This is a genomic window from Streptomyces sp. enrichment culture (assembly GCF_964273255.1).
Taxonomy (GTDB): domain Bacteria; phylum Actinomycetota; class Actinomycetes; order Streptomycetales; family Streptomycetaceae; genus Streptomyces.
This window is the reverse complement of the sequence record NZ_OZ186835.1, coordinates 85,559-108,999: the sequence shown is the minus strand read 5'-3', so window position 1 is coordinate 108,999 and position 23,441 is coordinate 85,559. Positions and strand designations below refer to the sequence as shown.

General features: G+C 74.2%; 22 protein-coding genes and 1 pseudogene. 13 read left to right on the top strand and 10 right to left on the bottom strand.

Annotated elements, in window-relative coordinates; genetic code table 11:
• Positions 1-29 precede the first annotated feature (29 nt).
• The gene (putP, locus tag ACSU53_RS00505) at positions 30-3,605 is read left to right on the top strand and encodes a sodium/proline symporter PutP (RefSeq protein WP_437024116.1); all 3,576 of its coding nucleotides are present in this window, start codon (positions 30-32) and stop codon (positions 3,603-3,605) included.
• A gap of 82 nt (positions 3,606-3,687) precedes the next feature.
• Here putP and ACSU53_RS00500 read toward each other — a convergent pair whose 3' ends face one another.
• Entirely contained in the window at positions 3,688-4,038 is a 351-nt protein-coding gene (locus ACSU53_RS00500; RefSeq protein WP_437024114.1) for a VOC family protein, read from the bottom strand.
• A gap of 521 nt (positions 4,039-4,559) precedes the next feature.
• Between ACSU53_RS00500 and rpmG the strand changes: the two genes are divergently transcribed.
• The 6 genes from rpmG (at position 4,560) to ACSU53_RS00470 (ending at position 8,477) form a co-directional block, all read left to right on the top strand.
• Entirely contained in the window at positions 4,560-4,724 is a 165-nt protein-coding gene (gene rpmG / locus ACSU53_RS00495) for a 50S ribosomal protein L33 (protein WP_164334076.1), read from the top strand.
• Positions 4,725-4,797: 73 nt separating this feature from the next.
• The gene (gene ykgO / locus ACSU53_RS00490; RefSeq protein WP_362096698.1) at positions 4,798-4,920 is read left to right on the top strand and encodes a type B 50S ribosomal protein L36; all 123 of its coding nucleotides are present in this window, start codon (positions 4,798-4,800) and stop codon (positions 4,918-4,920) included.
• A gap of 259 nt (positions 4,921-5,179) precedes the next feature.
• Complete coding sequence (locus ACSU53_RS00485) at positions 5,180-6,289, top strand: NAD(+)/NADH kinase (protein ID WP_437024112.1); 1,110 nt, start codon at positions 5,180-5,182, stop codon at positions 6,287-6,289.
• A complete protein-coding gene (locus tag ACSU53_RS00480; RefSeq protein ID WP_437024110.1) occupies positions 6,286-6,822 on the top strand; it encodes a hypothetical protein in 537 nt (178 codons plus the stop codon). The genes ACSU53_RS00485 and ACSU53_RS00480 overlap by 4 nt, the downstream gene beginning before the upstream one ends.
• 155 nt (positions 6,823-6,977) lie before the next feature.
• Positions 6,978-7,847: a GNAT family N-acetyltransferase gene (locus ACSU53_RS00475; protein WP_437024108.1), complete on the top strand. Its 870-nt coding sequence runs from the start codon at positions 6,978-6,980 to the stop codon at positions 7,845-7,847.
• Positions 7,848-8,078: 231 nt separating this feature from the next.
• On the top strand, positions 8,079-8,477 hold the full coding sequence (locus tag ACSU53_RS00470) for an ASCH domain-containing protein (RefSeq protein ID WP_437024106.1): 399 nt from the start codon (positions 8,079-8,081) through the stop codon (positions 8,475-8,477).
• A 48-nt stretch (positions 8,478-8,525) separates the two neighbouring features.
• Here the strand turns inward: ACSU53_RS00470 and ACSU53_RS00465 are convergent, their stop codons facing one another.
• Both ACSU53_RS00465 and ACSU53_RS00460 read right to left on the bottom strand, forming a co-directional pair.
• A complete protein-coding gene (locus ACSU53_RS00465) occupies positions 8,526-9,455 on the bottom strand; it encodes a phosphotransferase (protein WP_437024104.1) in 930 nt (309 codons plus the stop codon).
• A gap of 196 nt (positions 9,456-9,651) precedes the next feature.
• Entirely contained in the window at positions 9,652-10,320 is a 669-nt protein-coding gene (locus ACSU53_RS00460) for a class I SAM-dependent methyltransferase (protein WP_437024102.1), read from the bottom strand.
• 238 nt (positions 10,321-10,558) lie between these two features.
• Between ACSU53_RS00460 and ACSU53_RS00455 the strand changes: the two genes are divergently transcribed.
• A complete protein-coding gene (locus ACSU53_RS00455) occupies positions 10,559-11,542 on the top strand; it encodes a trypsin-like serine peptidase (RefSeq protein ID WP_437024100.1) in 984 nt (327 codons plus the stop codon).
• 137 nt (positions 11,543-11,679) lie between these two features.
• The gene (locus tag ACSU53_RS00450) at positions 11,680-12,468 is read left to right on the top strand and encodes an alpha/beta fold hydrolase (RefSeq protein WP_437024098.1); all 789 of its coding nucleotides are present in this window, start codon (positions 11,680-11,682) and stop codon (positions 12,466-12,468) included.
• Positions 12,469-12,667: 199 nt separating this feature from the next.
• Here the strand turns inward: ACSU53_RS00450 and ACSU53_RS00445 are convergent, their stop codons facing one another.
• Positions 12,668-13,195, bottom strand: coding sequence for a DUF488 domain-containing protein (locus tag ACSU53_RS00445; protein WP_437032947.1), 528 nt, complete (start codon positions 13,193-13,195; stop codon positions 12,668-12,670).
• Positions 13,196-13,207: 12 nt separating this feature from the next.
• Complete coding sequence (locus tag ACSU53_RS00440; protein ID WP_437024096.1) at positions 13,208-13,417, bottom strand: DUF2945 domain-containing protein; 210 nt, start codon at positions 13,415-13,417, stop codon at positions 13,208-13,210.
• Between the two features lie 298 nt (positions 13,418-13,715).
• Between ACSU53_RS00440 and ACSU53_RS00435 the strand changes: the two genes are divergently transcribed.
• The gene (locus ACSU53_RS00435; protein WP_437024094.1) at positions 13,716-14,141 is read left to right on the top strand and encodes a contact-dependent growth inhibition system immunity protein; all 426 of its coding nucleotides are present in this window, start codon (positions 13,716-13,718) and stop codon (positions 14,139-14,141) included.
• 408 nt (positions 14,142-14,549) lie between these two features.
• Here the strand turns inward: ACSU53_RS00435 and exaC are convergent, their stop codons facing one another.
• Together exaC and ACSU53_RS00425 are read right to left on the bottom strand one after the other, a co-directional pair.
• Entirely contained in the window at positions 14,550-16,073 is a 1,524-nt protein-coding gene (exaC, locus tag ACSU53_RS00430) for an acetaldehyde dehydrogenase ExaC (protein WP_437024092.1), read from the bottom strand.
• Between the two features lie 200 nt (positions 16,074-16,273).
• Positions 16,274-17,593, bottom strand: a complete 1,320-nt coding sequence (locus ACSU53_RS00425) for a GAF domain-containing protein (RefSeq protein WP_437024090.1) — start codon at positions 17,591-17,593, stop codon at positions 16,274-16,276.
• A gap of 438 nt (positions 17,594-18,031) precedes the next feature.
• Between ACSU53_RS00425 and ACSU53_RS00420 the strand changes: the two genes are divergently transcribed.
• A complete protein-coding gene (locus tag ACSU53_RS00420) occupies positions 18,032-18,109 on the top strand; it encodes a 50S ribosomal protein bL37 (RefSeq protein WP_382554740.1) in 78 nt (25 codons plus the stop codon).
• A 154-nt stretch (positions 18,110-18,263) separates the two neighbouring features.
• Positions 18,264-18,872: pseudogene (locus tag ACSU53_RS00415) on the top strand (class I SAM-dependent methyltransferase); the annotation flags it as partial.
• 837 nt (positions 18,873-19,709) lie between these two features.
• Here the strand turns inward: ACSU53_RS00415 and ACSU53_RS00410 are convergent.
• The 3 genes from ACSU53_RS00410 to ACSU53_RS00400 form a co-directional block, all read right to left on the bottom strand.
• Entirely contained in the window at positions 19,710-20,447 is a 738-nt protein-coding gene (locus ACSU53_RS00410; protein WP_437024088.1) for a nitroreductase family protein, read from the bottom strand.
• A 225-nt stretch (positions 20,448-20,672) separates the two neighbouring features.
• Positions 20,673-21,635, bottom strand: a complete 963-nt coding sequence (locus ACSU53_RS00405; protein ID WP_437024087.1) for a DUF5996 family protein — start codon at positions 21,633-21,635, stop codon at positions 20,673-20,675.
• A gap of 203 nt (positions 21,636-21,838) precedes the next feature.
• Positions 21,839-22,579 (bottom strand): VOC family protein, encoded by a 741-nt coding sequence (locus tag ACSU53_RS00400; RefSeq protein ID WP_437024085.1) that lies wholly within the window; start codon positions 22,577-22,579, stop codon positions 21,839-21,841.
• A gap of 293 nt (positions 22,580-22,872) precedes the next feature.
• Here ACSU53_RS00400 and ACSU53_RS00395 point away from each other — a divergent pair, with 293 nt between their 5' ends.
• Positions 22,873-23,328, top strand: coding sequence for an MmpS family transport accessory protein (locus ACSU53_RS00395; protein WP_437024083.1), 456 nt, complete (start codon positions 22,873-22,875; stop codon positions 23,326-23,328).
• Positions 23,329-23,441 lie beyond the last annotated feature (113 nt).

Here is a 23,441-nt window from a genome sequence, read left to right as displayed (position 1 = left end):
GATCGTGAACCTCGCCGACGAGGACGTTCATGTTCCCCACGAGTGCTCCGACGATCACGGTGTTCGTGCTGTACGCGGGCGCGCTGATCGGCACGGGCCTCTGGGCGTACCACCGCACCCGCACCTTCGCCGACTTCGCCATCGGCGGGCGCCGCCTCGGCCCCCTGGTGTCGGGCCTGTCGGCCGGGGCCAGCGACATGTCCGGCTGGCTGTTCCTGGCCCTCCCGGGCGCCGTGTACGCGGCGGGCATCGGAGCCGTCTGGCTGGCGGCCGGCCTGGCCCTCGGCACCTACCTGAACTGGCTCTTCGTCGCCCCGAGACTGCGCACCTACACCGAGCGCGCCGAGAACGCCGTCAGCCTGCCCGCCTACCTGGAGGAGCGGTTCGAGGACCGCACCCGGACGCTCAGGATGGTCTCGGCCGCCGTCATCCTGGTCTTCTTCACCGTGTACGTCGCCGGCGGCCTGGTCGCGGGGGGCCTGCTCTTCGAGACGATCTTCGACGTCCGCTTCGGCGTCGGCGTGACCCTCACGGCCCTGCTCATCGTCCTGTACTCCTGCCTCGGCGGCTTCCTGGCGATCAGCCTCACCCACGTCCTGCAGGCCGCGCTCATGGCCGTCGCGCTGGTCGTGGTCTCCCTGACCGCCGTCGCCTCCCTCGGCGGCTTCGGCGAACTCGGCGACGACCTCGACCGTGCGGAGCCCGGCCTGACCCGGCTGGGCGCCCGCGTGGCCTACGACGGCGGACAGTGGACGTCCGACGGGACGCTCGGCGCGCTGGCCATCGTCTCCCTGCTCGCCTGGGGCCTCGGCTACTTCGGCCAACCGCACATCCTGGCCCGCTTCATGGGCATCCGCAGCGTGCGCGACATCCCCGCGGCCCGGCGCATCGGCACCGGCTGGGTCGTGGTCGTGCTCGCCGGGGCCACCCTCGTCGGCCTCGCGGGCATCGGGGAACTCGGAGTACCGCTCACCGACCCCGAAACGGTCTACATCGCCCTGTGCCGCGTCCTGCTCGACCCCTGGGTCGCCGGAATCATGCTGATCGCCGTCCTCGCCGCGATCATCTCCACCGCCGACAGCCAGCTCCTCGTGTCCTCCGTGGCCCTCACCGAGGACTTCTACCGGGCCTTCCTCGACCGGCGCGCCCCCGACCGGTCCCTGGTCCGCATCGGCCGCGGCGCCGTCGTCCTGGTCATCCTGATCGCCTGCCTCATCGCGCTGCGCGGCGACGGAGTGCTGAGCATCGTGGCCCACGCCTGGGCCGGATTCGGCGCCGCGTTCGGGCCGGTCGTGCTGCTGTCGCTGTACTGGCCCCGCATGACCTGGGCCGGAGCCATGGCGGGCATCGTCGCCGGCGCCACCACCGTCCTGCTGTGGGAGTCGGTCAACCCCCTGCTCGGACCGCTCGAATCGGGCCTCTACGAGATGGTGCCGGGCGTCCTCGCCGCCACCCTCGCCGCCCTCCTCTTCGGCCGCTACGCCGGCCGGCCGCCCGGGCGGGCCTTCTGGCGCGTGCCCGGCGGCGGTGTCAGCCAGCTGATGGCCAACCCCTTCGTCATGCACGCGCCCATCGGGATGGCCGTCCTGGACACCGATCTGCGCTACGTCTGGGTCAACACCGCCCTCGACCGGGTCATCCCCGTCGAACGGCGCCTGGGGCGACGGGCCGTCGACATCCTGCCCCCCGACGAGGCCGCACCCCTCGAGGAGCGGATGCGCCGGGTCATGCACACCGGCCACCCCGTCACGGACTACGAGATCCGGGCCAAGACCGACGACTCCGGCCGGGAGCGCGCCTCCTCGGTGTCGTTCTTCCCGATGCGGGACCGCCACGGCCGCACCGTCGGCATCCTCTACATGGTCATCGACGCCACCGAACGCCACCGCGCCCAGGAACGCCTCGCCCTCCTCAACGACGCGGGCGCCCGCATCGGCAGCACCCTGGACGTGACCCGGACCGCGCAGGAACTGGCCGACGAGGCCGTGCCGGCCATCGCCGACTTCGTCGCCGTCGACCTGCTCGACTCGGTGATGCGCGGCGAGGAACCGGCGCCCGGGCCGGTGGGCATGACACCCGTCATCCGCCGGGCCGGCCAGGCGTCGGTGCGCGAGGGCTGTCCGGAGGCCACCCTGGCCGTGGGGGAGGCGGTCCGGCGGGCCCGGATCTCCCCGGTGACCCGGTGCCTCCAGGACGGCAGGACCCTGGTGGAACGCAGCCTCGACCGGGTCGCCAGCCCCTGGGTGACCCAGGACCCCACCCTCGGGGCCTCCCTCATCAAGTACGACTTCCGCTCCCTCATGGTGGTCCCGCTGCGCGCCCGGGGCACCACGCTGGGCGTGGCCACCTTCGCGCGGTCCGGCAGTTCCGGCCCCTTCCAGGACGACGACATCCGGCTCGCCGAGGAACTCGTCTCCCGCGCCGCCCTCTGCGTCGACAACGCCCGCCGCTTCACCCGCGAGCGCACCGCGGCCCGCTCCATGCAGCGCTCACTGCTCCCGCGCGGACTCACCGGCGGGTCCGCCCTCACGGTCGCCTCCTGGTACCAGCCCGCCGACGCGCCCAGCGGGGTCGGCGGCGACTGGTTCGACGTCATCCCGCTCTCCGGCGCCCGGGTCGCCCTCGTCGTCGGCGACGTCGTCGGCCACGGCCTCAACGCGGCGGCCACCATGGGGCAGCTGCGCACCGCCGTGCGCACGCTCGCCAACCTCGACCTGGCCCCCGACGAACTGCTCGCCCACCTCGACGACCTCGTCGACGGACTGATGCGCCCGGACGGCAGGAAGACCACCGCGGACGGCCACGATCCGGACGCGGCGGCCGCCTTCATGGGCGCGACCTGCCTCTACGCCGTGTACGACCCGGTCAGCCGGTGCTGCACCCTGGCCCGCGCCGGCCACGTACCACCCCTCGTCGTCGGCCCCGACGGCACCGCCGAGGTCCTGGACCTGCCCGCCGGCCCGCCCCTCGGCCTGGGGTACCTGCCCTTCGAGTCCACCGAGCTGCGCCTGGCCGAGGGAACCCTTTTGGCCTTCTTCACGGACGGTCTCGTCGGCACCCACGACCGCGACATCGACGCCGGCCTCACCCGCCTGAGCGAGGCCCTCACCGCGCCCGGACCGGGCCTGGAGGAGATCGGCCAGGGCGCCGTCGACGCCCTGCTCACCGGCCAGCCGCCGGACGACGCCGCCCTGCTCCTGGCCCGCACGCGCGCCCTGGCCCCGGACCAGGTCGTCTCCTGGGACCTCCCGAGCGACCCGGCCGCGGTCTCCGACGCCCGCGGTCTCGTCGTCCGTCAGCTGTCCGACTGGGACCTGGACCACCTGGCGTTCACCACGGAACTCATCGTCAGCGAACTCGTCACCAATGCCATCCGCTACGCCGCCCCGCCCGTCTCCCTCCGGCTCATCCGCGACGACACCCTCATCTGCGAGGTCTCCGACACCGGCAACGCCTCCCCGCGCCCGCGTCACGCCCGCACCACCGACGAGGGCGGCCGGGGGCTGATGATCGTGGCCCAGATCGCCGGGCGATGGGGCACCCGCTACACGCCCCACGGCAAGATCATCTGGACGGAACAGCCGCTGTCCGCGCCGGATCCGTAGCCGTCCGGCCGTCCCGGGACGCCACGGCGGCCCGGGCACGCCGGACGTGCGGACGGGACGCCGCACGCTCCCGCGGACAGCGTCAGCGACGGTGGCCGAGCACATTGACCACCCGGCCGGCGGGATCGCGGACGAAGAACCGCCGCACACCCCACTCCTCGTCCTGCAACGGGTGGACGATCTCGGCGCCGCTGTCCCGCAGGACGGCGTACGCGGCGTCCACGTCGTCGACCTCCACGCTCATGTCGGGGGTGACCGGGGCGGTCCGGTCCTCGGCCATGATGCCGACCTGGGCGGTCGGAGCGGCCGGCGAGGCGAGCGTCACGATCCAGCCGAGGTCCATGACCGGCTCGAAGCCGAGCAGGCCGTAGAACTCCCGGTGCTCCTCGGCGGCTTGCGAACGGATGACGGGCATGACACGGCGGACGGACACGGGAGCCTCCCGGAGACGGACGGACACGGACGGACACGGACGGACACGGACGGACGCGGAACGGACGCGGACGTGTGACGCCACCAGACCTACTACGGCCCGCTCGTGCCCGCACGCGGTTCCGCGCGACGCGCCCCGCCGGCGGCGGCCCGCCGCCCCGGTGCCGGGCCCCACGGCGGTCCGGACGGGCCGGACGGCGGGCCCGGCCGTCCTCCGCGTCCCCCCGGGCGCGTCCCGCGCCGGACAGCGCACCGGCGGCCGGCCGCCCGGGAACAACCGCGGCGGGTGCCGTGTTGGGGAAGGCGTGGCCGTGGAGGGGACAGTGTCCCCGGGCCTCACCCCTTGCCTGCGGGGACGATCGTCCGGCTGAAGCCCCGCAGAGCCGTTCGCCGCGCAGGCGACCGCCCTCCACGGCCGCGCACCAGCGGAATACGGCGCCCGCCGGCGCCGTTGTCCACCTCGCCCACCCTGTCCGGCATGCGCGAGTCGACGCAGACGGACGGTCGCGGAAGGAGCACCCCATGGCACGCAGCACCACACGGCCGGTCGTCAAACTGAGGTCGACCGCCGGAACCGGCGTCACGTACGTGACCCGCAAGAACCGGCTGAACGACCCGGACCGGCTCGTCCTGCGCAAGTACGACCCGGTCGCGGGCGGACACGTCCTGTTCCGCGAGGAACGCTGACCCCCGCCCCCCGCGTCTCCTCCGCCGCCGGTCCGGCGACGGAGGCGGCCCGGCCGCTTCCCGAGGAGTCACGATGAAGGTGCGCGCATCCCTGCGCTCGCTGAAGTCCCGGCCCGGCGCCCAGGTGGTGCGCCGCCGGGGCGTCACCTACGTCATCGACAAGAAGGAGCCGCGCTTCAAGGCCCGCCAGGGCTGACCGACCGCTCCGCCCGTCCGACGGCCCGGTACCGCACCCGCGGTACCGGGCCGTCCGGCGTGTGCGGGCCCCGGGTGACAGGCGGCCCGGGGCGGCGTGGCGCGCCGCGCCGCCCGCCCCGGGCGGACGAGTATGGCGGGCGGTGAGTGGCCGGGAGCGCCGGGCGGCACCGCACCCGCCCGGTCACGTCGGCCAAGACGGCGGCGGGCGGGGCGGACGGCGGCCACCCGGTCAGGGCAGGGACGCGCGGGAGGCGAAGATGACGGTGACCCGGGTCGGCATGGTCGTGCACGGCGGACGCCCCGAGGCCGCCGAGGCCGCCCGTACGGTCCGCGCCTGGTGCGCCGAGCACGGCGTCGAGTGCAAGGACATCGACGTGTGGGCCGACGGCGGCCGCCACAGCGCCCGCGAGGAGGTCGCCGCCGCGGGCGACCCCGACCTCGTCGTCACGCTCGGCGGCGACGGCACCTTCCTGCGCGGGGCACGCCTCGCCGCCGCCATCGACGCCCTCGTGCTCGGCGTCGACCTCGGCCGGGTGGGCTTCCTGACCGAGGTACCCATGACCACCGTGCGCGCGGCCCTCGACGCCGTGCACGGCGGCCGCGTCGAGGAGGAACGACGCATGCTGCTGACCATGCGCGCCTCCCGACGCCTGGAGGTGCCCTCGGACATCGGGGCCCTCATGCGGTACGGCCGGGGCCCGCTGCTGCCGCCCACCCGCGTGCGCCCCGACTGCGAGACGAGCGGCGAGTGGGGCGTGCCGCTCGACGTGGCGGCGCTCAACGACGTGGTGCTGGAGAAGCTCGCCCGGGACCGCCAGGTCTCCGTCGGCGTCTACATCGCCGGCCGGCTGCTGGCGTCCTACTCCGCCGACGCCCTGCTGGTGGCGACGCCCACGGGCTCGACCGCGTACAGCTTCGCCGCCGGCGGCCCGGTGGTCTCCCCGCGTGCCGAGATGCTGGTCTTCACCCCGGTCGCCGCGCACATGACCTTCAACCGCTCGGTGCTGGCCGCCCCGGACGAGCCCGTCGGACTGCGCGTCCTCGAACGCTCGGGCCGGGCCGCCATCAGCATCGACGGCCAGCTCCGCGGCGTGCTCGGCCCCGGCGACTGGGTCGGCGTCTACGCGTCCCCGCGCCGCCTGCGGGTCGCCCGGCTCGGCACGATGGACTTCTACGGCCGTCTCCGCGACCGCATGAACCTCACCGACGCCCCCGCCGCGATCGCCGACGGCATGCCCGCGCCCCTCTGGCCGCACGCGAGCCCGCCTCCCGGAGACCTGGCCCACCTCGCCATGCCCCACGCCCCGTCCGCGGCGGGCCCGGAGCAGGGCACGCCGCGCGCCGTGCGGGGCGGGGCCGACGGATGACGGACGACCCGCGGCGGGGACCGGCGACACCGGCGGGGGAGGCGGCCGTCACCGACGCGGCAGCCGTCGCCGGCCGCCTCAAGGAACGCATCTACGCCACGATCACCATGATCGCGGTGGTGATCGGCCTGTCCGTCAGCAACGCGGGGCCCAGGGGCGCCATCGCCACCGTCCTGACCACGGCCCTCGCCCTGTGGCTCGCGGCGGTCGTCGCGGACCAGCAGGCCCACCGCACCGTCCACCGCCGCTACGCGACCGGCGCCGAACTGCGCCGCATGCTCCACGTCAGCAGCCCGCTGCTGTCCTGTGCGGCGGGGCCGGCCGTCACCATCGCCCTGGCGGCCCTGGACGTCATGTCGCTGAACGCCGCCCTGCTGACGGCAGCGGGAGTGGGCGTCGCCTCGCTGTTCGTCTGGGGCTGCGTCGGGGGCCTGCGGATGGGCGCGGGCGCCCTCGCGGCCCTCGTCGCCGGCCTGGTCGACGCCGCGCTCGGCGTGGCCATCGCCCTGGTGAAGGCGGCGGCCGGACACTGACGCGGCGACCCCGGAGAGGCCGGGGAAGCCCCGGTGCACGGCTGGTCCACCACGGAACCCGCACGGTTGCCGCCTCCGCCTCCGCCGCCTCCGGCTCCGCTCGCCGAGCCGAAAACCGATTGCAAAGGACCGGCCCGCGGTGTGTGCTCGGCGCCATGACCATGGTGATCCGGGTGCCCGAAGTCGACGAACTGCCGGAGGCCGTGGCCGCGTTGAGGGAATGGCAGCACGACCGCGCCCCCATGCAGCTGCATCCGGGCGACCTGGGCTGGTACGGGCGGTGGGGTGCCGACGCCACGGCCTCGGCTGTCAGGACGTGGCACCGCGACGGCCGCCTCCTCGCCGTCGGCCTGCTCGACGGCCCCGCACTGCTGCGGCTGACCACCGCGCCGGACGTCCGGCAGGACGAGGAACTGGCCCGGCGGCTGGCCGACGACGTGTCGGCCCCGGAGCGCGGTGTGCTGCCCGGCGGCCGGGTGAACGTCGAGGCACCCGCGGACGCACGGGTCCAGGATCTCCTCGCCGAGGCCGGCTGGAGCACCGACGAGCCGTGGACCCCGCTGCGGCGCGACCTGACGGATCCGGTGGAGGACCCGGGGCTGCGCATCCGGACGACGGGCCCGAGGTCGGCCCCCGTGCGCACCGCCGTCCACCGGGCCGCGTTCGACGGGTCGACGTTCACGGACGACCGCTGGCACGCCATGGCAACCGGCGCACCGTACGCCGACGCCCGGTGCCTGGTCGCCCACGACGAACGGGACGTGCCGGTGGCGGCGGTGACGGTCTGGTCGGCGGGCCCGGGCAGGCCCGGCCTGCTGGAACCCATGGGCGTGCACCGGGACCACCGCGGCCGTGGCCACGGCAGGGCGATCACCCTCGCGGCGGCGGCCGCCCTGCGGGAACTCGGTTCCTCCAGCGCGCTGGTCTGCACGCCCAGTGCCCTGGCCGGTGCCGTCGCCACCTACCGGTCGGCCGGGTTCCGGCCGGAACCGGAGGTCCGTGACCGGTGCCGGGACACCCCCTGACGCCGGGGGAGGGGCAGCGCCGCCGGGAGGAGCGTCCGTGGCCGCGGCGGGATCGACCGTCGCGCCGCGCGGCGGCCTCCGGCCGGACCGCGCGCGTCGCCCGGACCGCGCGCGTCGCCCGGACCGCGCGCGTCGCCCGGGCCCGTCGGTCGCCGGCCGGACCGCGCGCCATAATGATCGCGTCGGTGTGAACCCGCGCCGACGCGCGGACGAGGAATGGGGCGAGGGGTCATGTGGCCACGGGTCGACGGCATGCGGGCCCTGGAGCTCGGTGCACCCGGTGAGATGCGCGACCGGCTCAACTCCCTGGTGCTGGCAGGCCGCAAGACCGCCACGACCGGACTGCTGGCCGAGTACACCGAGGAGACCGAGGGCCTGGAGTTCGCCGGGGAGCGGCTGGCCCTGCTCGACAACGACGGCAGCGCGGTCGCCACGCTCGAGGTCACCGGAGTGACCCGATGCTCCTTCGCCGACGTTCCCTGGGAGCACGCCCGCGCCGAGGGCGAGGGCGACGCGTCGCTGGACGACTGGCGCGCCGTCCACCGCCGCTTCTGGGCCGACGCGGGCACACCCGTGGACGACGACACCCCGGTCGTGTGCATCGCGTTCCGCGTGGCGGCGGGCGCGTAGTCCGGCGGGCGCGGGCGGGGATCGTCGCGGGCCGGCTCGCGAGCCCGTTCACGCGGAGGCGTCCCGCGCCGGGTCGCAGTCCATGACCCGGCGGAGCGCCGCCCGGCCCGCCGGTCCCCAGGCGGGCTTGCCGCCCGGCAGACCCCGCTCCCCGTTCTGCCCCATGAGGACCAGGAACAGGGCCTTCAGCGCGGCGAGCCCGCGAGCACGCCGGACGGTCGCCGCGTCGGCCCGCGCGTACCGCTCGAAGAACCGTCGCGTCGCGTCCCCGGGCAGGAGCAGCCAGGCGGCGGCGAGGTCCCAGGCCGGGTCGCCGGCGAACAGGTCACCGAAGTCGACGACACCGCAGAGCGTCCCCTCCGAGACGACGACGTTGGCGGGGTGAAGATCGCCGTGCAGCCACACCGCCGGTCCCCGGGCGCGGGATGCGGCGACCGCGTCGTGCCAGACGTCCCGGACGCCGGTCCGAATGCCGTCGGGGAGGCCGTCGGGCGCGATGGCGTCCAGGAACCGCTGGAAACCGTCCGTGCAGTCCGCGGGATGCGCGCCCCGGTCCGTGGCGGCCGGTGCGTCGGCCGGCGCCTCCTGGTGGAGCGCCCGGAGGAACTCCGCCAGCGAGTCGGCCGCGTGGCCGGCCCGGTCGATCCGGGCCGCGTCGAGCGGGCTGCCGGGCACCCACGTCATCACGGTCCACGGCCCGGGGAAGAGCGCGGACGGCGTGCCGGCCCGCACCGGGACCGGCACCGGAAGCGGCAGGCGCGGTGCCAGGACGGGGAGCCAGCGGCGCTCCTTGAGCTGGAGGCCGGGGGCGCGTTCGGTGCGCGGGACGCGGACGGCCAACGTGTCCCCGAGACGCCACATGCGGTTGTCCCAGCCGCCGCCCACCTCGCGGAGGGGCAGTTCGGACAGGTCGGGATGCTGGTCCCGCAGGAGCGCGCGGACCAGCTCGGGGGTGACCCCGGCGGCGGAGTCGGTCATGCCGCCCCACCCTACGGGCCGTTCACCCCGCCCGGCCGGGTTCGGTCCGCGCCGCCCGCGAGCCGTGCGCCCCCGGACCCGCCGCTGTCCGGGCCGTATGGCACGGGCCCGGGACGGAGGACGGAGCGCGCCGTGCGGCGGCGGGGTCCTCGCCCGGGTCGTGACCTGCCGCCCCGGGTGTCCGCCGCCCCGGTCCTCAGCCGGGGCGCCGTGCCATCACGACCACTCCCGGGCCGGTGTGTTCGTCGGCGGGGAGCCGGAGTTCGGCCACCGGGCGGAGGCCGGCCCGTTCGATCAGCTCCACCAGCCGTTCGGGCCGCCACTGGTGGGTCGTCCAGCGGACGGGCACCCCTCCGTACGCCTCGGTGCGCGGCACGTCGTCGTCACCGACGTGGGTGGCGGTGATGAAGTGACCGCCCGGCACGAGGGCGCGGGCGAACCGGGCGAGGACCTGCGGGAGCACGTGGCGGGGGAGGTTGAACAGCGACCACCAGCCGAGCACGCCGCCCAGTGACGCCTCGGCGAGGTCGAGCTCGGTCGCGGAGGCGACGGCGAAGCGGCACCCCGGGTGCAGCCGCCGGGCGTTCTCGATCATGCGGGGGGAGAGGTCGACACCGGACACGTCGAGCCCGCGTTCGGCGAGGTAGGCGGTCACGGTACCGGGGCCGCACCCGACGTCGAGGACCGGGCCGAGGCCGTCCACGCTGTCGGTGAAGGCGTCGATCGACGCCTTGAGCCAGGGATGCCGGCGGATGTCGCCGATTCCCGTGGTCAGCACCATGTGGGCGTAGTTGTCGGCCGCCCGGTCGTAGGAGTCGCGCACCGCGTCGAGATCGGCCGGTCGTTCGATGGGGGGTGTGGGCATCGCCCCACGATAGAGGGCGACGAACCCGGACGGCCGCCCGGGGAGCCCGCCTTCCGCGGACGGCCGTAGCTCAACTCCCGCACGGGGGCCCGACGTTCACAATCGGACATCTTATTGACGCGACCCTGACAAAAGCGGCCCGGCATGGCACTCTGCGTCACGCACGTCCATCCGCACCGCTCTTCGTCCCTCACCCGGCCGGGATCCCTCGGTCCCGGTACGGCAGAAGGAGGCATGCGTGAGACGCAACCGCACCGCCGCGGGCATCCTGGTGGCCCTCGGGGCCCTCCTGGCCGCCGGACTCTCCGGCGCCGGCGCCGCGGGAGCCGCGGCCCCGCACCCGTCCGAGAAGCCGTCGGCCGCCGTCGCCCACTCCGTCCCCCTCGCGCAACAGCAGGCATCCCGCACGTACTGGACACCCGAGCGCATGCGCGGTGCCACCCCGCTCGATCTGCACCTCACACCCGACGCGGCCCGGAGTCTCAAGCCCGCGCCCCGCGGGCGGACGGCCACCGTCGTGCCCGGTGCCGCCCCCGCCTCCTTCCCGCAGGCCGGTGCACCCTGGACGGGCGGGGGAGCGGTGGCCCGGACGTCCGGGCGGGTGTTCTTCACCTTCCAGGGACGCACGGCCTCCTGCTCCGGCAACGCCGTCACCAGCCAGAACGCCAGCACGGTCATCACGGCCGGCCACTGCGTGAAGTACCAGGGCAGCTGGCACACCAACTGGGTCTTCGTGCCCGGCTACGACAACGGCGACGCCCCGTACGGGCAGTGGACCGCGACGAAGACGCTGACCACCCCGCAGTGGGAAGCGAGCGAGGACATCAACCACGACGTCGGAGCCGCCGTCGTCGCCCCGCTGGACGGACGCACCCTCACCTCGGTGGTCGGCGCACAGGGGCTCCAGTTCAACGGCGGCTACAACAAGCCCATGTACGCCTTCGGCTTCCCGGCGGCGTCGCCCTACGACGGCTCGCGACTCATCCACTGCAGCGGCAACAGCTCCCGGGACTTCCTCTTCTCCCAGGACCACAGCCTCGGCTGCAACATGACCGGCGGCTCCAGCGGCGGCCCCTGGTTCACCGGCTTCGACGAGGCGACCGGGACCGGACTGCAGGTGTCGGTGAACAGCTTCGGCTACATCTTCCTGCCCAACAGGATGTTCGGCCCGTACTTCGGGGACGTGGCGCGTGCCCTCTACGACAGGGCCCAGACCTCCTGAGGGCGCTGTTCGCACGGCTGGTGGCGTGCCCGCCCGGACGGCCGGGCTCGTACGCCACCAGCCCTCGCGTTGCGGGGTGCCGGACCAGCGGCGGAGACTGGACGACGCGGGCACGCACCACGTCGGAAGGGTCTGCGATGGGCGAGTACGTCGGGCTTCCCGGTGTCAGGACCTGGTACGAGACGGAAGGGAGCGGCGAACCGCTCGTCCTGCTGCACGGCGGGTTCTGCACCAACGAGACCTGGGGCGCCCAGCGGGCCGATCTCGCCGCGGCCCACCGGCTGTTCCTTCCCGAACGCCGGGGCCACGGGCACACCCCCGACGTGCCGGGGCCGCTGACGTACCGGGACATGGCCGACGACACGGTGTCCTTCGTCGAGACGGTCGTCGGCGGACCCGCGCACCTGGTCGGCTGGAGCGACGGCGGCGTCGTCGCCCTGCTGGTCGCCCTCGCCCGGCCCGACCTGGTCCGCACCATGGTGGTCGTGGGGGCGAACTTCCGCCCCGGTCCGGAGTGCTGGGCGGACCCCGGGATGCTGGACCGGATGCGTCCCGAGAGCCCGGACGTGGCCTTCTTCCGTGAGCTCTACGAGGCGGTGAGCCCGGACGGCCCCGGCCACTGGCCGGAGGTGGCCCGGAAGGTCCTCGACATGTGGCGCACCCAGCCCGCGCTCACCATCGGCGACCTGGCCCACATCGAGGTGCCCACGCTGGTCCTGGTCGGCGACGACGACCTGGTCACCCTGGAGCACACCATCGCCCTCTACCGCGCGATCCCCGGCTCCCAGCTGGCCGTCGTCCCCGGCGCCTCGCACACCGTTCCGCTGGAGAAGCCGTCCCTGCTGAACCGGCTGGTCCTCGACCACCTCGCGAACAACCCCGTGGAGACCATGCTCCCCGTGCGGAGGGCCGCCACCCCGGCCTGAGCGCAGCAGCGCCCGGCCCCGCAGCGGCCCGCGCGGCGCCCGCCCCGGCCCGGGGCGGCGGGAGGCACGTGCCGGCCGCGGGGCGGATGTCGACCGCCGGGCGGACGCCGGCCGAGGACCGGACGCCGGCCGAGGACCGGACGCCGGCCGGGGGCCGGTTGTCGGGCCGGGGGGCGCAGGTCAGGCCCGGGGGCGGAGGTCATGCGGGAGGCGGATAGGTGAGCCGTCCGTCCTGGACCCGCGCGAGTTCGTTGAGGGAGGCGGGTTTCGACGCCGTGCGCGACATGATGTGCACGACCTCCACCCCCGCGACGAGCAGCGCGTCGGTGATGAGCCGCCGGTGGCACCGCCACGGCACCGCCTCACTGCACATGATCGCCGGGCGGCCGGCCTCGGCCAGCTCCAGCAGCTCGCGCAGCCCGGCGGCGAACTCCTCACCGGCCATGTAGTCGGCGTAGTCGCGGAACGCCTTGACCCGCCAGCCGCCGTTCTCGCTGGGGACACCCTTCGGCGTGTGCCTGCGGCCGCCGAGCCGCCGGATCCACCGGTACCCGATGTCCGACGGCAGGGCCTCGGTCAGGGCCGCCTGGTTCCATTGGGGGTGCTTCCGGGAGGCCGGGAACGAGCGCACGTCGACCAGACAGCTGATGTCGTGGACGCGCAGCATCTCCAGCACCTCGTCGAACGTCCGCGTGGAGTGCCCCACCGTGTGCACGGGACCCGTCACCACCGGCACCCCCTACACCTTCGTCAGCGCGTCACCCTTGTGCATCGCGATGTGATCGGTCCGGTCGCTCTTGATCTCGTACTGCGGATGCTCCTGCGAACAGCGTCGGGTGCGCCCCTTGAACGTCACGTCGCGGGTGTGTTTCCGGACGATGACGCCCTCGACGTGACCCGCCTCGGAATTCCACCGCACATGGTCACCCACGGCGAAGTGCTGCGGCATGGCCGGCTCCCCTCTCCTCCGGACGTGGCGCGCGCCGGCCCTCTCTCCGGGCGTGGCGCGTGCCGTTCGGCCCGACATCGCGTGCGCCGGCGCATCAGGGCCGGTCGCGGGCCGGACGGGTACCCCTCCCGGCGGCGGTGTACGCCCGGCCACGTCCACCCCGGCGCACGTGAGCGGCACCGGCCCCGCGCAGGAGCCCGCCGTCGGCAGCCCTCACCGGACTCTCCGGGCGCACCGGACGTCCCTGACTCCCCGGAATCCCCGCACCGCCGGCGGGCCGGCCGATGAGAATGAACCCATGGACCATCTGCTGCACCTCGACCGCCGGCTCGACGAGCTGGACCCGCCCCGGTGGCCGGCTCCGGACGCCGACGCGACCCCCTTGATCCGCAAGGTGCACGCACTGCGACGTGTGCCCCTGGGGGAACTCGGTCCCGAGGAGCTGCGCATGCTCGTCGTCCAGCAGGTGGCCCTGCCCTTCGTCCTTCCCCTCGTGGTACGGCTGCTGGCCGAGGAACCCCTGCTCGACGCGCGCTTCTACGAGGGTGACCTGCTCCTCGCCGCCGTCGGCGTCCCCGCGTCCGCCTGGGCCCGGTTGCCGGAACCGGCCGCGCGGTTGAGGGCCGTCGTCGCGACGCTGCCGGAGACCGCGGTGGCCGAGCTGCCGAGCGGCGCCGCCGCGTCGCTCGGCCGCTTCCTCGGACAGCCGGACCCGCCGCGCTGACCCCCGTCGCCCCCCCCGTCGTCGTCCCGGACCGCGGCCGGTCGAGGCGGCGGCGCCGCCACACCGCCGCCGAGCCACGAGCCGGACGGTCCGCCCCAGTCCTCGACCGGGGCCCACTCCAGAACGAGCCGCGGATGGTCGCTGGAGCCGGAGCCCACGGCGGGGCGTCCCGGGCCATGGCGGTCGGAAGGGGCGACGCACGAGGCGGAGCGCACGACTCAGGGCACCCCTGGCCTGGCCTGGCCTGACCGGAACCGCTGGGCGGAGTCGGCCGGAACACGGGGTGTCCGGTGGGAGACCTCGCGACCGAGGCCGCCTCGCGGCCCGCGGCGCGGGCCCGCGGCGTCTGCGTCGGACAGGGCGCCCGCCGGGTGGTCCCCGGTCGGGCGCCCCTCTCAGCCGAGCCGTCTAGAAGAAGCCCAGCTTCTTCGGCGAGTACGACACCAGCAGGTTCTTCGTCTGCTGGTAGTGGTCCAGCATCATCTTGTGCGTCTCCCGGCCGATCCCGGACTGCTTGTAGCCGCCGAACGCCGCGTGGGCGGGGTAGGCGTGGTAGCAGTTGGTCCAGACGCGGCCCGCCTGGATGGCACGGCCGGCGCGGTAGGCGGTGTTGATGTCGCGGGTCCACACGCCCGCCCCCAGACCGTACGACGTGTCGTTGGCGATCTTGATCGCGTCGTCGAAGTCGTCGAACGAGGCCACCGAGACGACCGGGCCGAAGATCTCCTCCTGGAAGACCCGCATCCGGTTGTCTCCCTCGAAGATGGTCGGCTGCACGTAGTAGCCGCCCTTCAAGTCACCGTCGTACTCGGCCCGTTCACCGCCCGTGAGCACCTTCGCGCCCTCGTCCCGGCCGATGTCGATGTACGAAAGGATCTTGGCCAGCTGCTCGCTCGACGCCTGCGCGCCGATCATCGTGTCGGTGTCCAGCGGGTGCCCCGGCCTGATGAGTTCGGTGCGGGCGACGGCCGCCGCGATGAAGTCGGGGTAGGTGCCGCGCTGGATCAGCCCCCGGGAGGGACAGGTGCACACCTCGCCCTGGTTGAGCGCGAACATGGTGAACCCTTCGAGGGCCTTGTCGCGCAGGTCGTCGTCCTTCTCCCAGATGTCGTCGAAGAAGATGTTCGGCGACTTCCCGCCCAGCTCCAGCGTGACCGGCTTCAGGTTCTCGGCCGCGTACTGCATGATGAGCCGGCCCGTGGAGGTCTCTCCCGTGAAGGCGATCTTCGCCACCCGCGGGCTCGACGCGAGCGGCTTGCCCGCCTCCGGACCGAAGCCGTTGACGATGTTCAGCACGCCCGGCGGCAACAGGTCCGCCACGAGACTCAGCCAGAAGTGGATGGAGACCGGCGTCTGCTCCGCGGGCTTCAGCACGACCGCGTTGCCCGCCGCCAGCGCGGGCGCCAGCTTCCAGGTCGCCATCAGAATCGGGAAGTTCCACGGGATGATCTGGGCGACCACCCCCAGCGGCTCGTGGAAGTGGTAGGCCACCGTGTCGTCGTCCACCTCGCTGAGCGAGCCCTCCTGGGCGCGCACCGCGCCGGCGAAGTAGCGGAAGTGGTCGATGGCCAGCGGGATGTCGGCCGCCAGCGTCTCCCGTACGGGCTTGCCGTTCTCCCAGCTCTCCGCGACCGCGAGCGCCTCCAGGCTGGCCTCCATGCGGTCGGCGATCCTCAGCAGGATGTCCGACCGCTCGGTCGCCGCCGTGCGTCCCCAGCCGGGCGCCGCCGCGTGGGCCGCGTCGAGCGCCGCCTCGACGTCCTCGGCCGTACCCCGGGCCACCTCGGCGAACGGCTGCCCGTTGACCGGGCTGGGGTTCTCGAAGTACTGGCCCCGGACCGGCGGCACGTACTCCCCACCGATGTAGTGGTCGTAACGGGACTGGTAGGAGACGATCGCGCCCTCGCTCCCGGGCGCCGCGTATCGAGTCATGCGGAACTGGCCTCCTTCAGCAGCGCTGCCCGCCGTTGGGCAGCTCTGCGTCGGGAGCGTAGGGAGGCGGACGTTGCAAGCACGTTGCGTGGCACGCGCGTCACACCGCGGCCCCGACGGTAGCGGTGCCGGGAGCGTCCGCCCCATCGCGTTGGCCGGCGGCCTTCCGCCGCCGGCGGCACCGGGCGGGAGCGCGCCGCCTACTCCGCCTCGAAGCCGGAGCGGTACCCGCCGCCCGGGGCTGCCAACTCCGCCTCCAGAGCGGCCAGTCGCGCCCGGTGCGCCGCCGTGGGGCGGACCATGGTCAGCGCCCGCCACACCTCACGATCGTCCTCACCCCACGGGGCGTGGGCCCAGTCGGCCAGCAGATCGGGGTCCGCGCCGCTGATCAGAGCGGCCCGCAGCCCGTCGGCCAGCCGCTGCCTCAGCCGTACGACCGCCGGTGCCCGGGACGCCGGCAGCAGGGGACCCGAGTAGGCGGCCAGGGCGCCGGTGACCGCACCCGACGCGAGCCGGCGTTCGACGACGGCGAGATCCGACTCCAAGTGCGCGGTGAGCCGGTAGGGACGTGACGCGAGCAGTCCCTCCGGGCGGCCGGGAGCACCGGGGCCGGCGCCGTGGGAGTCGAGCACCTGGCGCAGCCGTGCCAGCTCCGCCCGCAGCGTCACCGGCGTCACCGACTCGTCCTCGTACAGGGCGCAGAGCAGTTCGTCACCGGTGAGGCCACCGGGATGCGTGGCGAGGAGGACGAGGATCTCACTGTGCCGGCGGCTGAGCCGCAGTGTGCGCCCGCCCGTCGTCAGCACGGCCCGGTCACGGCCCAGCACCGCCAGTTCCGGGCCGCCGGCCGGCGGATGCCGGGGGCCCAGCAGCGCGAGCTGCGCCTCCGCGGCCCGCGCCACCGCCTGCACGAAGCCCAGGCTGTGCGGATGCGCCAGCCCGTCCCCGCCGGTGATGTCCACGGCGCCGAGCAGACGCCCCGTCCGGGGATCGTGCACGGGCGCCGCCGCGCACGTCCACGGCTGCGCGCGCCGCACGAAGTGCTCGGCCGCGAAGACCTGCACGGGACGCCCCACGGCGACCGCCGTGCCCGGCGCGTTCGTCCCCACCGCGCTCTCCGACCACCGGGCGCCCGCCACGAAGTTCATCCGCTCCGCCTGCCGCAGCGTCGCCGCGTGGCCCTCCACCCACAACAGCCGCCCGTGCGCGTCGCACACCGCCAGCAGATGACGCCCGTCGGAGGCGAACGACCCGAGCAACTCCCGCATGAGCGGCATGACATGGGCCAGCGGGTGCTCGGCACGGTAGGCCCCGAGGTCCCCGTCGGCCAGTTCGACGTCGGCGCCGCCGTCCGGGTGGACCCCCGCGCGTGCCGACCGCCGCCAGGACTCGGCGACCACTCCGCGCACCGGGCGCGGCACCGTCCCCGCCTCGGTGAAGGCCGCGTGCGCCCGGTGCAGCGCGCGGACACGCTCGGCAGGGTCGGCTCCTGGCTCGAGAGCCACCCAGGAATCGGTCACCTTGGCCTCCCGCGGGGGCGACGTGCTGGGGACTGGGGACATCGTGGCCCGGGGGCGGCCCGGCGACAACCGTCCCGACCTCCGGGAGCCGCCTCCGGCGACGCCGGCCTCCTCAGGAAACCCGGGCAGCCCGCGCGTCCCGCGGAGGGCGGTGCCTCTCCCGCAGCCAGTGCGCCTCCCCGGATGCCGCGGCTCGGCGACCACCATGCCACCGCCCCTGGCCACCCGTGGGGCCCGATGCCGGTGAGCGCGGATGACCCGGGGCGACGGGGGACGACGGGGGCGACGCGCCCGACCAGGGCAGAAGGGCCTTCCACCGACGGTCGGACCACGATTGGCCAGGACGGACGCGACGGGCGACAATGGGCCGTCGACCCCGGCGGTACAGCAAGGCCGGGGGAGTGAAACAGCCCGACTCAGCCCTGAGGGAGGTCCTCCATGTCGTCGAAGAGGCGCCGGAAGAAGAAGGCGCGCCGCAAGAGCGCGGCGAACCACGGCAAGCGCCCGCAGTCCTGAGTCCGTTACTGCGACGGCTGCCACCGCCCGCCGCCGACCCGGAACCCCAGCGTGCGGACCGCACGCGCAGCAGGGGCCCCGTGTCGGCGGCGGGCCCCCGTCCGTTCCCTTCCGGGCCGAGGAGCGCCGTCCAGGGAGCGTGAGCCGCACAGCGATGGGCGCGACCGTCCTCACGAACGCCCGACTGCCGGAAACCGCCGACCACCTGCTCGCCCGCACGCTCAGCTTGCCCGCTCGCCCGCTCGCCCGCTCGCCCGCTCGCCCGCTCGCCCGCTTGCCCGCGCGCCGACCGTCCGGGACGGCTGCCGCGCGATGCGGCACGATGTGGGGTATGGCCGAGAACCGGATCGTGAACACCCACCAGTCCGAGGCGTGGAACGGCTACGAGGGACGGCACTGGGCCGAGCACCAGGCGCGCTACGACGCGCTCAACGACCCCGCCAACGCCCCGCTCCTCGAAGCGGCCCGCATCCGGGCCACGGAGAGGGTGCTGGACATCGGCTGCGGCAACGGCCGTCTGACCCGGCTCGCCGCGCGCGCCGCAGCCGGCGCCGTGGGCGTCGACCTGTCCGAGCCCATGCTCGAACGGGCCCGGGCGAGCGCCGCCGACGAGCACCTCGACAACGTCACCCACCTCCTCGCCGACGCCCAGGTGCATCCGTTCGAGGAGGCCTCGTTCGACGTGGCGCTGAGCCGTTTCGGCGTCATGTTTTTCGCCGATCCGGTCGCCGCGTTCGCGAACATCGGGCGCGCCCTGCGGCCCGGCGGACGGATCGCCTTCGTCTGTCCGCAGTCCGTCTTGCGGATGGACCAGGCGGTGATCTTCGAAGCCGTCGGAGAACACGTCACGCTGCCCGACTTCTCCGCGCCGGCGCAGACAGGCCCCGCCGCTTTCGCGGACCCGGCGCGCGCCGAACACATCCTGTCGGACGCCGGGTTCGACGCCGTCGCCGTGGAGCCGGTCGAAGTACCGCAGGGCTGGGGCCGCGACGCGGCGGACGCCACCGCCTTCCTGTTCGGCTGGGGGCCGATGCGCCACTGGCTGCGCGACGCCGCCCCCGACGCCGTCGACCGCGCCCGTGACGCGGCCACCGAGGCGTTCCGTGCCTACGAGACGGACGAGGGCGTGCGCCTGGTCGCCCGCCACTGGCTGGTGACCGCCGACTGGCCGGGGGCGCCGGAGCGCGGGGACGCACCGGGAGAGGATCCGCGTCCGGCGTCCGACCGGCCCGCACCGGGGCGCCGGCTGACCGCGAGGCGCCGCCGACGGGGTGCGGCCGACGGGGTGCGGCCGACGGGGTGCGGCCGGCCAGGCGCCGGGGTTGGATCTTCAGGGGTTCACCCGCGAGGCGCCGGCACCGCACCGGGGTCACCGGGGCCGTTCACCGAGGGCCGGCGGCGGCGCCCCCAGTCGTCTGCCGTTGCCGCCGGTCAGCCGGTCAGCCGGTCAGCCGGCCGGCCGGCGCGGCGATCGTGTCGGAGGCCATCGTCCCGCGCGACGACGTGGGGGTCCGAGCCCCTGAAAGGGTGGACGTCCACCCCGGGCGAGGCACAGGAGGTGCCCCGCCCGGGGGAGTCAGGGGGACTCGGTGGGGGCGCGCTACCAGCGGTTCCGGTGCACGACCTCCGCCACCGGACGGCGGCTGACCGGACCGAACCTGCCGCGAGGCCATCCCACCGGGATGGCGGCGAAGGTGTTCATGTCATCAGGGATGCCGAGCACGGCCTTCCACTCGTCCTCCAGCATCAGGTGCCAGATCGTGATGTTGGCGGCCAGGCCCAGCCCGCGGGCCGCGAGCAGCAGGTTCTGCACGCCCGGGTAGACGCAGGACCCCTCGGCCAGGGCGTTGAAGCGCTCCTCGATCCTGGCCATGTGCGCCGTGCCGTCGGGCCCCAGTTCCTCCGCGTACCGCTGCAGCCCTTCCGGGTCGAGCCTCGGCTCAGGGAACCGGTAACACGGGATGACCAGCGCCGGGGTCTCGGCGAAGTGGTCGCGCTGGTACTCGATCGCGGCCACCATGCGGCCGTACGCCGCCTCGTCCATGCCGGCCGGCGCGTACTTGCCGGTGGTCGCCAGGTAGGCGTTCACGCAGCGCTCCCACAGCGGCGCCAGCTCGGCCATCACCGCCGGGTCGGTGACGACGACGTACTCGTAACGCTGCATGTTGCCGCCGCTGGGACCCCAGACCGCGGCTTGTATCAGCCGGTCCAGGAGTTCGTCGGGCACCGGGTCGGGCCGCAGCCGGCGCATGGCCCGCATGGTGGACATGGTCGCGAAGAGGGCAGGATCCGGGGCGCCGTCGGCCGATGCCGCGGACGGCGTGACGTCAAGGTTCATGATCGCAGTCTAGGGACGTACGCAGTGAGGCAGGGCTCCATCTCGGTTACGGATTCACCTACTTGACGAACCGTCTGCTCAAGCACAGGCCGGTCCGACCGCACCCCAGCCCGCCCCCACCCCGCCCCCGGCCGGAGACCGGCCGGAGATCGGCCGAGCGGGCCAGGGCACGGACCACGGCCGGCGTGACGCCGAGACCATGGGATACGTGCGGAGCGCCGAGGATCAGCCCGCGACCGCGTCCCCGTGCCCGTGCGGCCGGAGGCCGGGGTCCGTCACCCCGCCCGGGCAGGCCAGAGCCTCGAGATCCCAGCCCGCCCTGCGCGCACCGGCCCGGTAGGCGCTCTCGTAGAAGGCCAGCACGGCGGCGCGCCGGTCGGTCTCCGCGCGGACGTCGTCGTAGCGCAGCACGGCCAGGTGGCTTGCGCCCCGGTCGAGCCAGTGGGCCGTCGCCGGCTCCAGCGGGTCGTCGGGGAGGCCCGCGGGCTCGGGCGCCGTGTACGCGTAGAAGGCCGGCTCGGGGAAGGTGTCGTCCCCGAACCAGAAACCGAAGCTGATCACCTCACGGGAGTACGCCTCCCGGGTGACCGGGTCCGTCCGCGCGGGCTGGGGAACGTGCCGCTCGGAGAAGCGGGTGTGGGCGATGTCGAAGGTGTGCCAGAAGTGGTGCACCGGGCTGACCTTGCCGGAGTATCCGGCCGCGAACTCCTCCAGGACGGAGGCCACTTGACTGAGAACGCGCCAGTAGCGGTTGGCCTGCACGGGATCGTACGTGGCGTGCTCCGTATCGTCGCCGAACGGCCGTCCGGAGTCCGGCAGGTCGAAGGGCCTGGCCAGCGCGGGCCGTGTCCGGACACCCAGCGTGGCCAGTGCTTCCATGACCGCGTCGTAGAACGAGGCCACGGACCGTCCGGCGAGCGGGAACGAGATCTCCCTGCCGTCCAGGGACGACACGACCAGCCGGTGCGCCACGAAGTCGAAGTCGATGGTGAAGATCGGGTTGCCGTCCACCTGACCCATGGGGGAGGTGGTGGTCCCGCGCCCGGTGAGGCGGAAGGGTACGTTCCACCAGTGGTTCCGCCGGACGCTCGCGGCGAGCCGGATCTTGCCGACGACCTGGGCGAAACGGTGCAGGGTCTCCTTGGTGTCGCGCCACTCGGCGAGCGGGATGGGCGGAAACAGTTCCATGGTCGTCCCTTCCTCCCCCCCGGCGGCTCCGGTGACGGCCGGACGGACGGCCGGACGGGGGCCCTCACGACCATGATGGGCACTGCCGCCGGCCGCGGCACGTTCGCGGCCGGAACGGAACGCGACGACGCGTGGAGTGGGACGACGCCGAGTGGGACAGCGCGAGCGGGAGGGGGCCGTAGAGCGGGAGGGGGCCGTGCGTCTCAGGGCGGCGCGAGGACGCAGAACTCGTGGTCCTCGGGGTCCGACAGGCACACCCACGGGACATCGCCCTGGCCGAGGTCGAGGTCGGTGGCACCGAGAGCACGCACGCGGGCCACCTCGGCGGCCTGGTCGTGGCCGGGCCCCGGTAGCAGGTCGAGATGGACGCGGTCCGGCGCTGCCTCACGGTCCGGTGTGCGGATGAACTCCAGATACGGCCCCCTTCCCGTGGCGGACCGGAAGACCGCGAACCGGTCGGTCGCGTCGTGCAGCGTCCAGTCCAGGGCCGCGCCCCAGAACCGTGCCATGAGCCGGGGGTCCGCGCAGTCGACCACGACCGCGGCGACCGGCCCGGTGTCGCGGTAGACGTCCCGGGGCTCCAGCACGCAGAACTCGTTGCCCTCCGGATCGGCGAGCACTTCCCAGGGCACATCGCCCTGGCCCACCCGGACGGGCGTCGCGCCGAGGTCCCGGACCCGGGCCACCACGGCCGCCTGATGCTCGGGGGATGTGGTGGCGAGATCGAGGTGGACGCGGTTCTTCACGGCCGTCTTCCGTTCCGGGACCGGCACGACGTCGATGGAGAGGCCGATCGGGTCCGGCCAGACCAGGCCGCCAGGAGGACCGACACAGGTCGTCACGCCGGCGTCGTAGGCGGTCCAGCCGAGAGCCTCCGCCCAGAAACGCCCGATCGCCCGGGCGTCGACTGCCTTGATGTTCACCTGCGCGGGACGAAGGGTCATGGCGAGAGATCGTACGTGTGCGGCCGAGCGGACCGTCCCGTCCCGGAGACGTGCTCGACGGGGTGCGAGCGGCGTCTGGCGCGGGCCTGCCGTCCGCCGCTGATCCGTCCGACGTCACCGCTGTGGTGGCTGTCCACGTGGGTCCCTCACTGCAGCGTCGGCGAGCCGTGCACGCGGTGGACGGCCGCACCGGGCACTTTCCTCACCGGCCCGCTGTGCGGCTTGACTTCGCAGGTCGAAGCGGGTTCTCTGCGGATGCACGCCGCTGCCGCGTCCTACTGGGGGGTCCCACCATGAAAGCCGTCCGTCGCCGCCCACGCACGATCGCCGTGGCCACGGCAGGAGTCCTCTTGTCGCTGGGCGGCTGCTCCGGTGTCGGTGACGAGGTCGCCGAGAAGGCGGAGGACGAGTTGGTCGAAGAGGTCGACCGGCAGATCGACCAGGAATACGAGGTCACCTACGAAGTGACCGGCGACAAGGTCGACTTCATCGAGTTCAACGCGGGCGGCGGCGACGCGAGCAACCCGGAGTTCGAGACGGTGGACGAGCCGGAACTGCCATGGCGGAAGACGGTGAAGCTGCGCGGCATCGAGGCGCCCACCGTCCTCCCCGTCCTGGTGGAGGCCGACCAGGACTCGGGCCGGCTCACCTGCAGGATCCTGCACGAGGGGAAGAAGCTGGCCGAGAATTCCGGGGCAGGAGCGGTGTCGGCGGCGGGCTGCGTGGCGGTGTCACCGATCGCGCAGTGAGCTGAGCGCAGGATGCCACCGGCTTGACCGGCTTCACCGGGCTACCGGGTTGACCGGGTGTCACCCCGCGTCGGTCCGGGGGCCCCGCGAGTGCCGTGCGCGAGGCGGTGCGG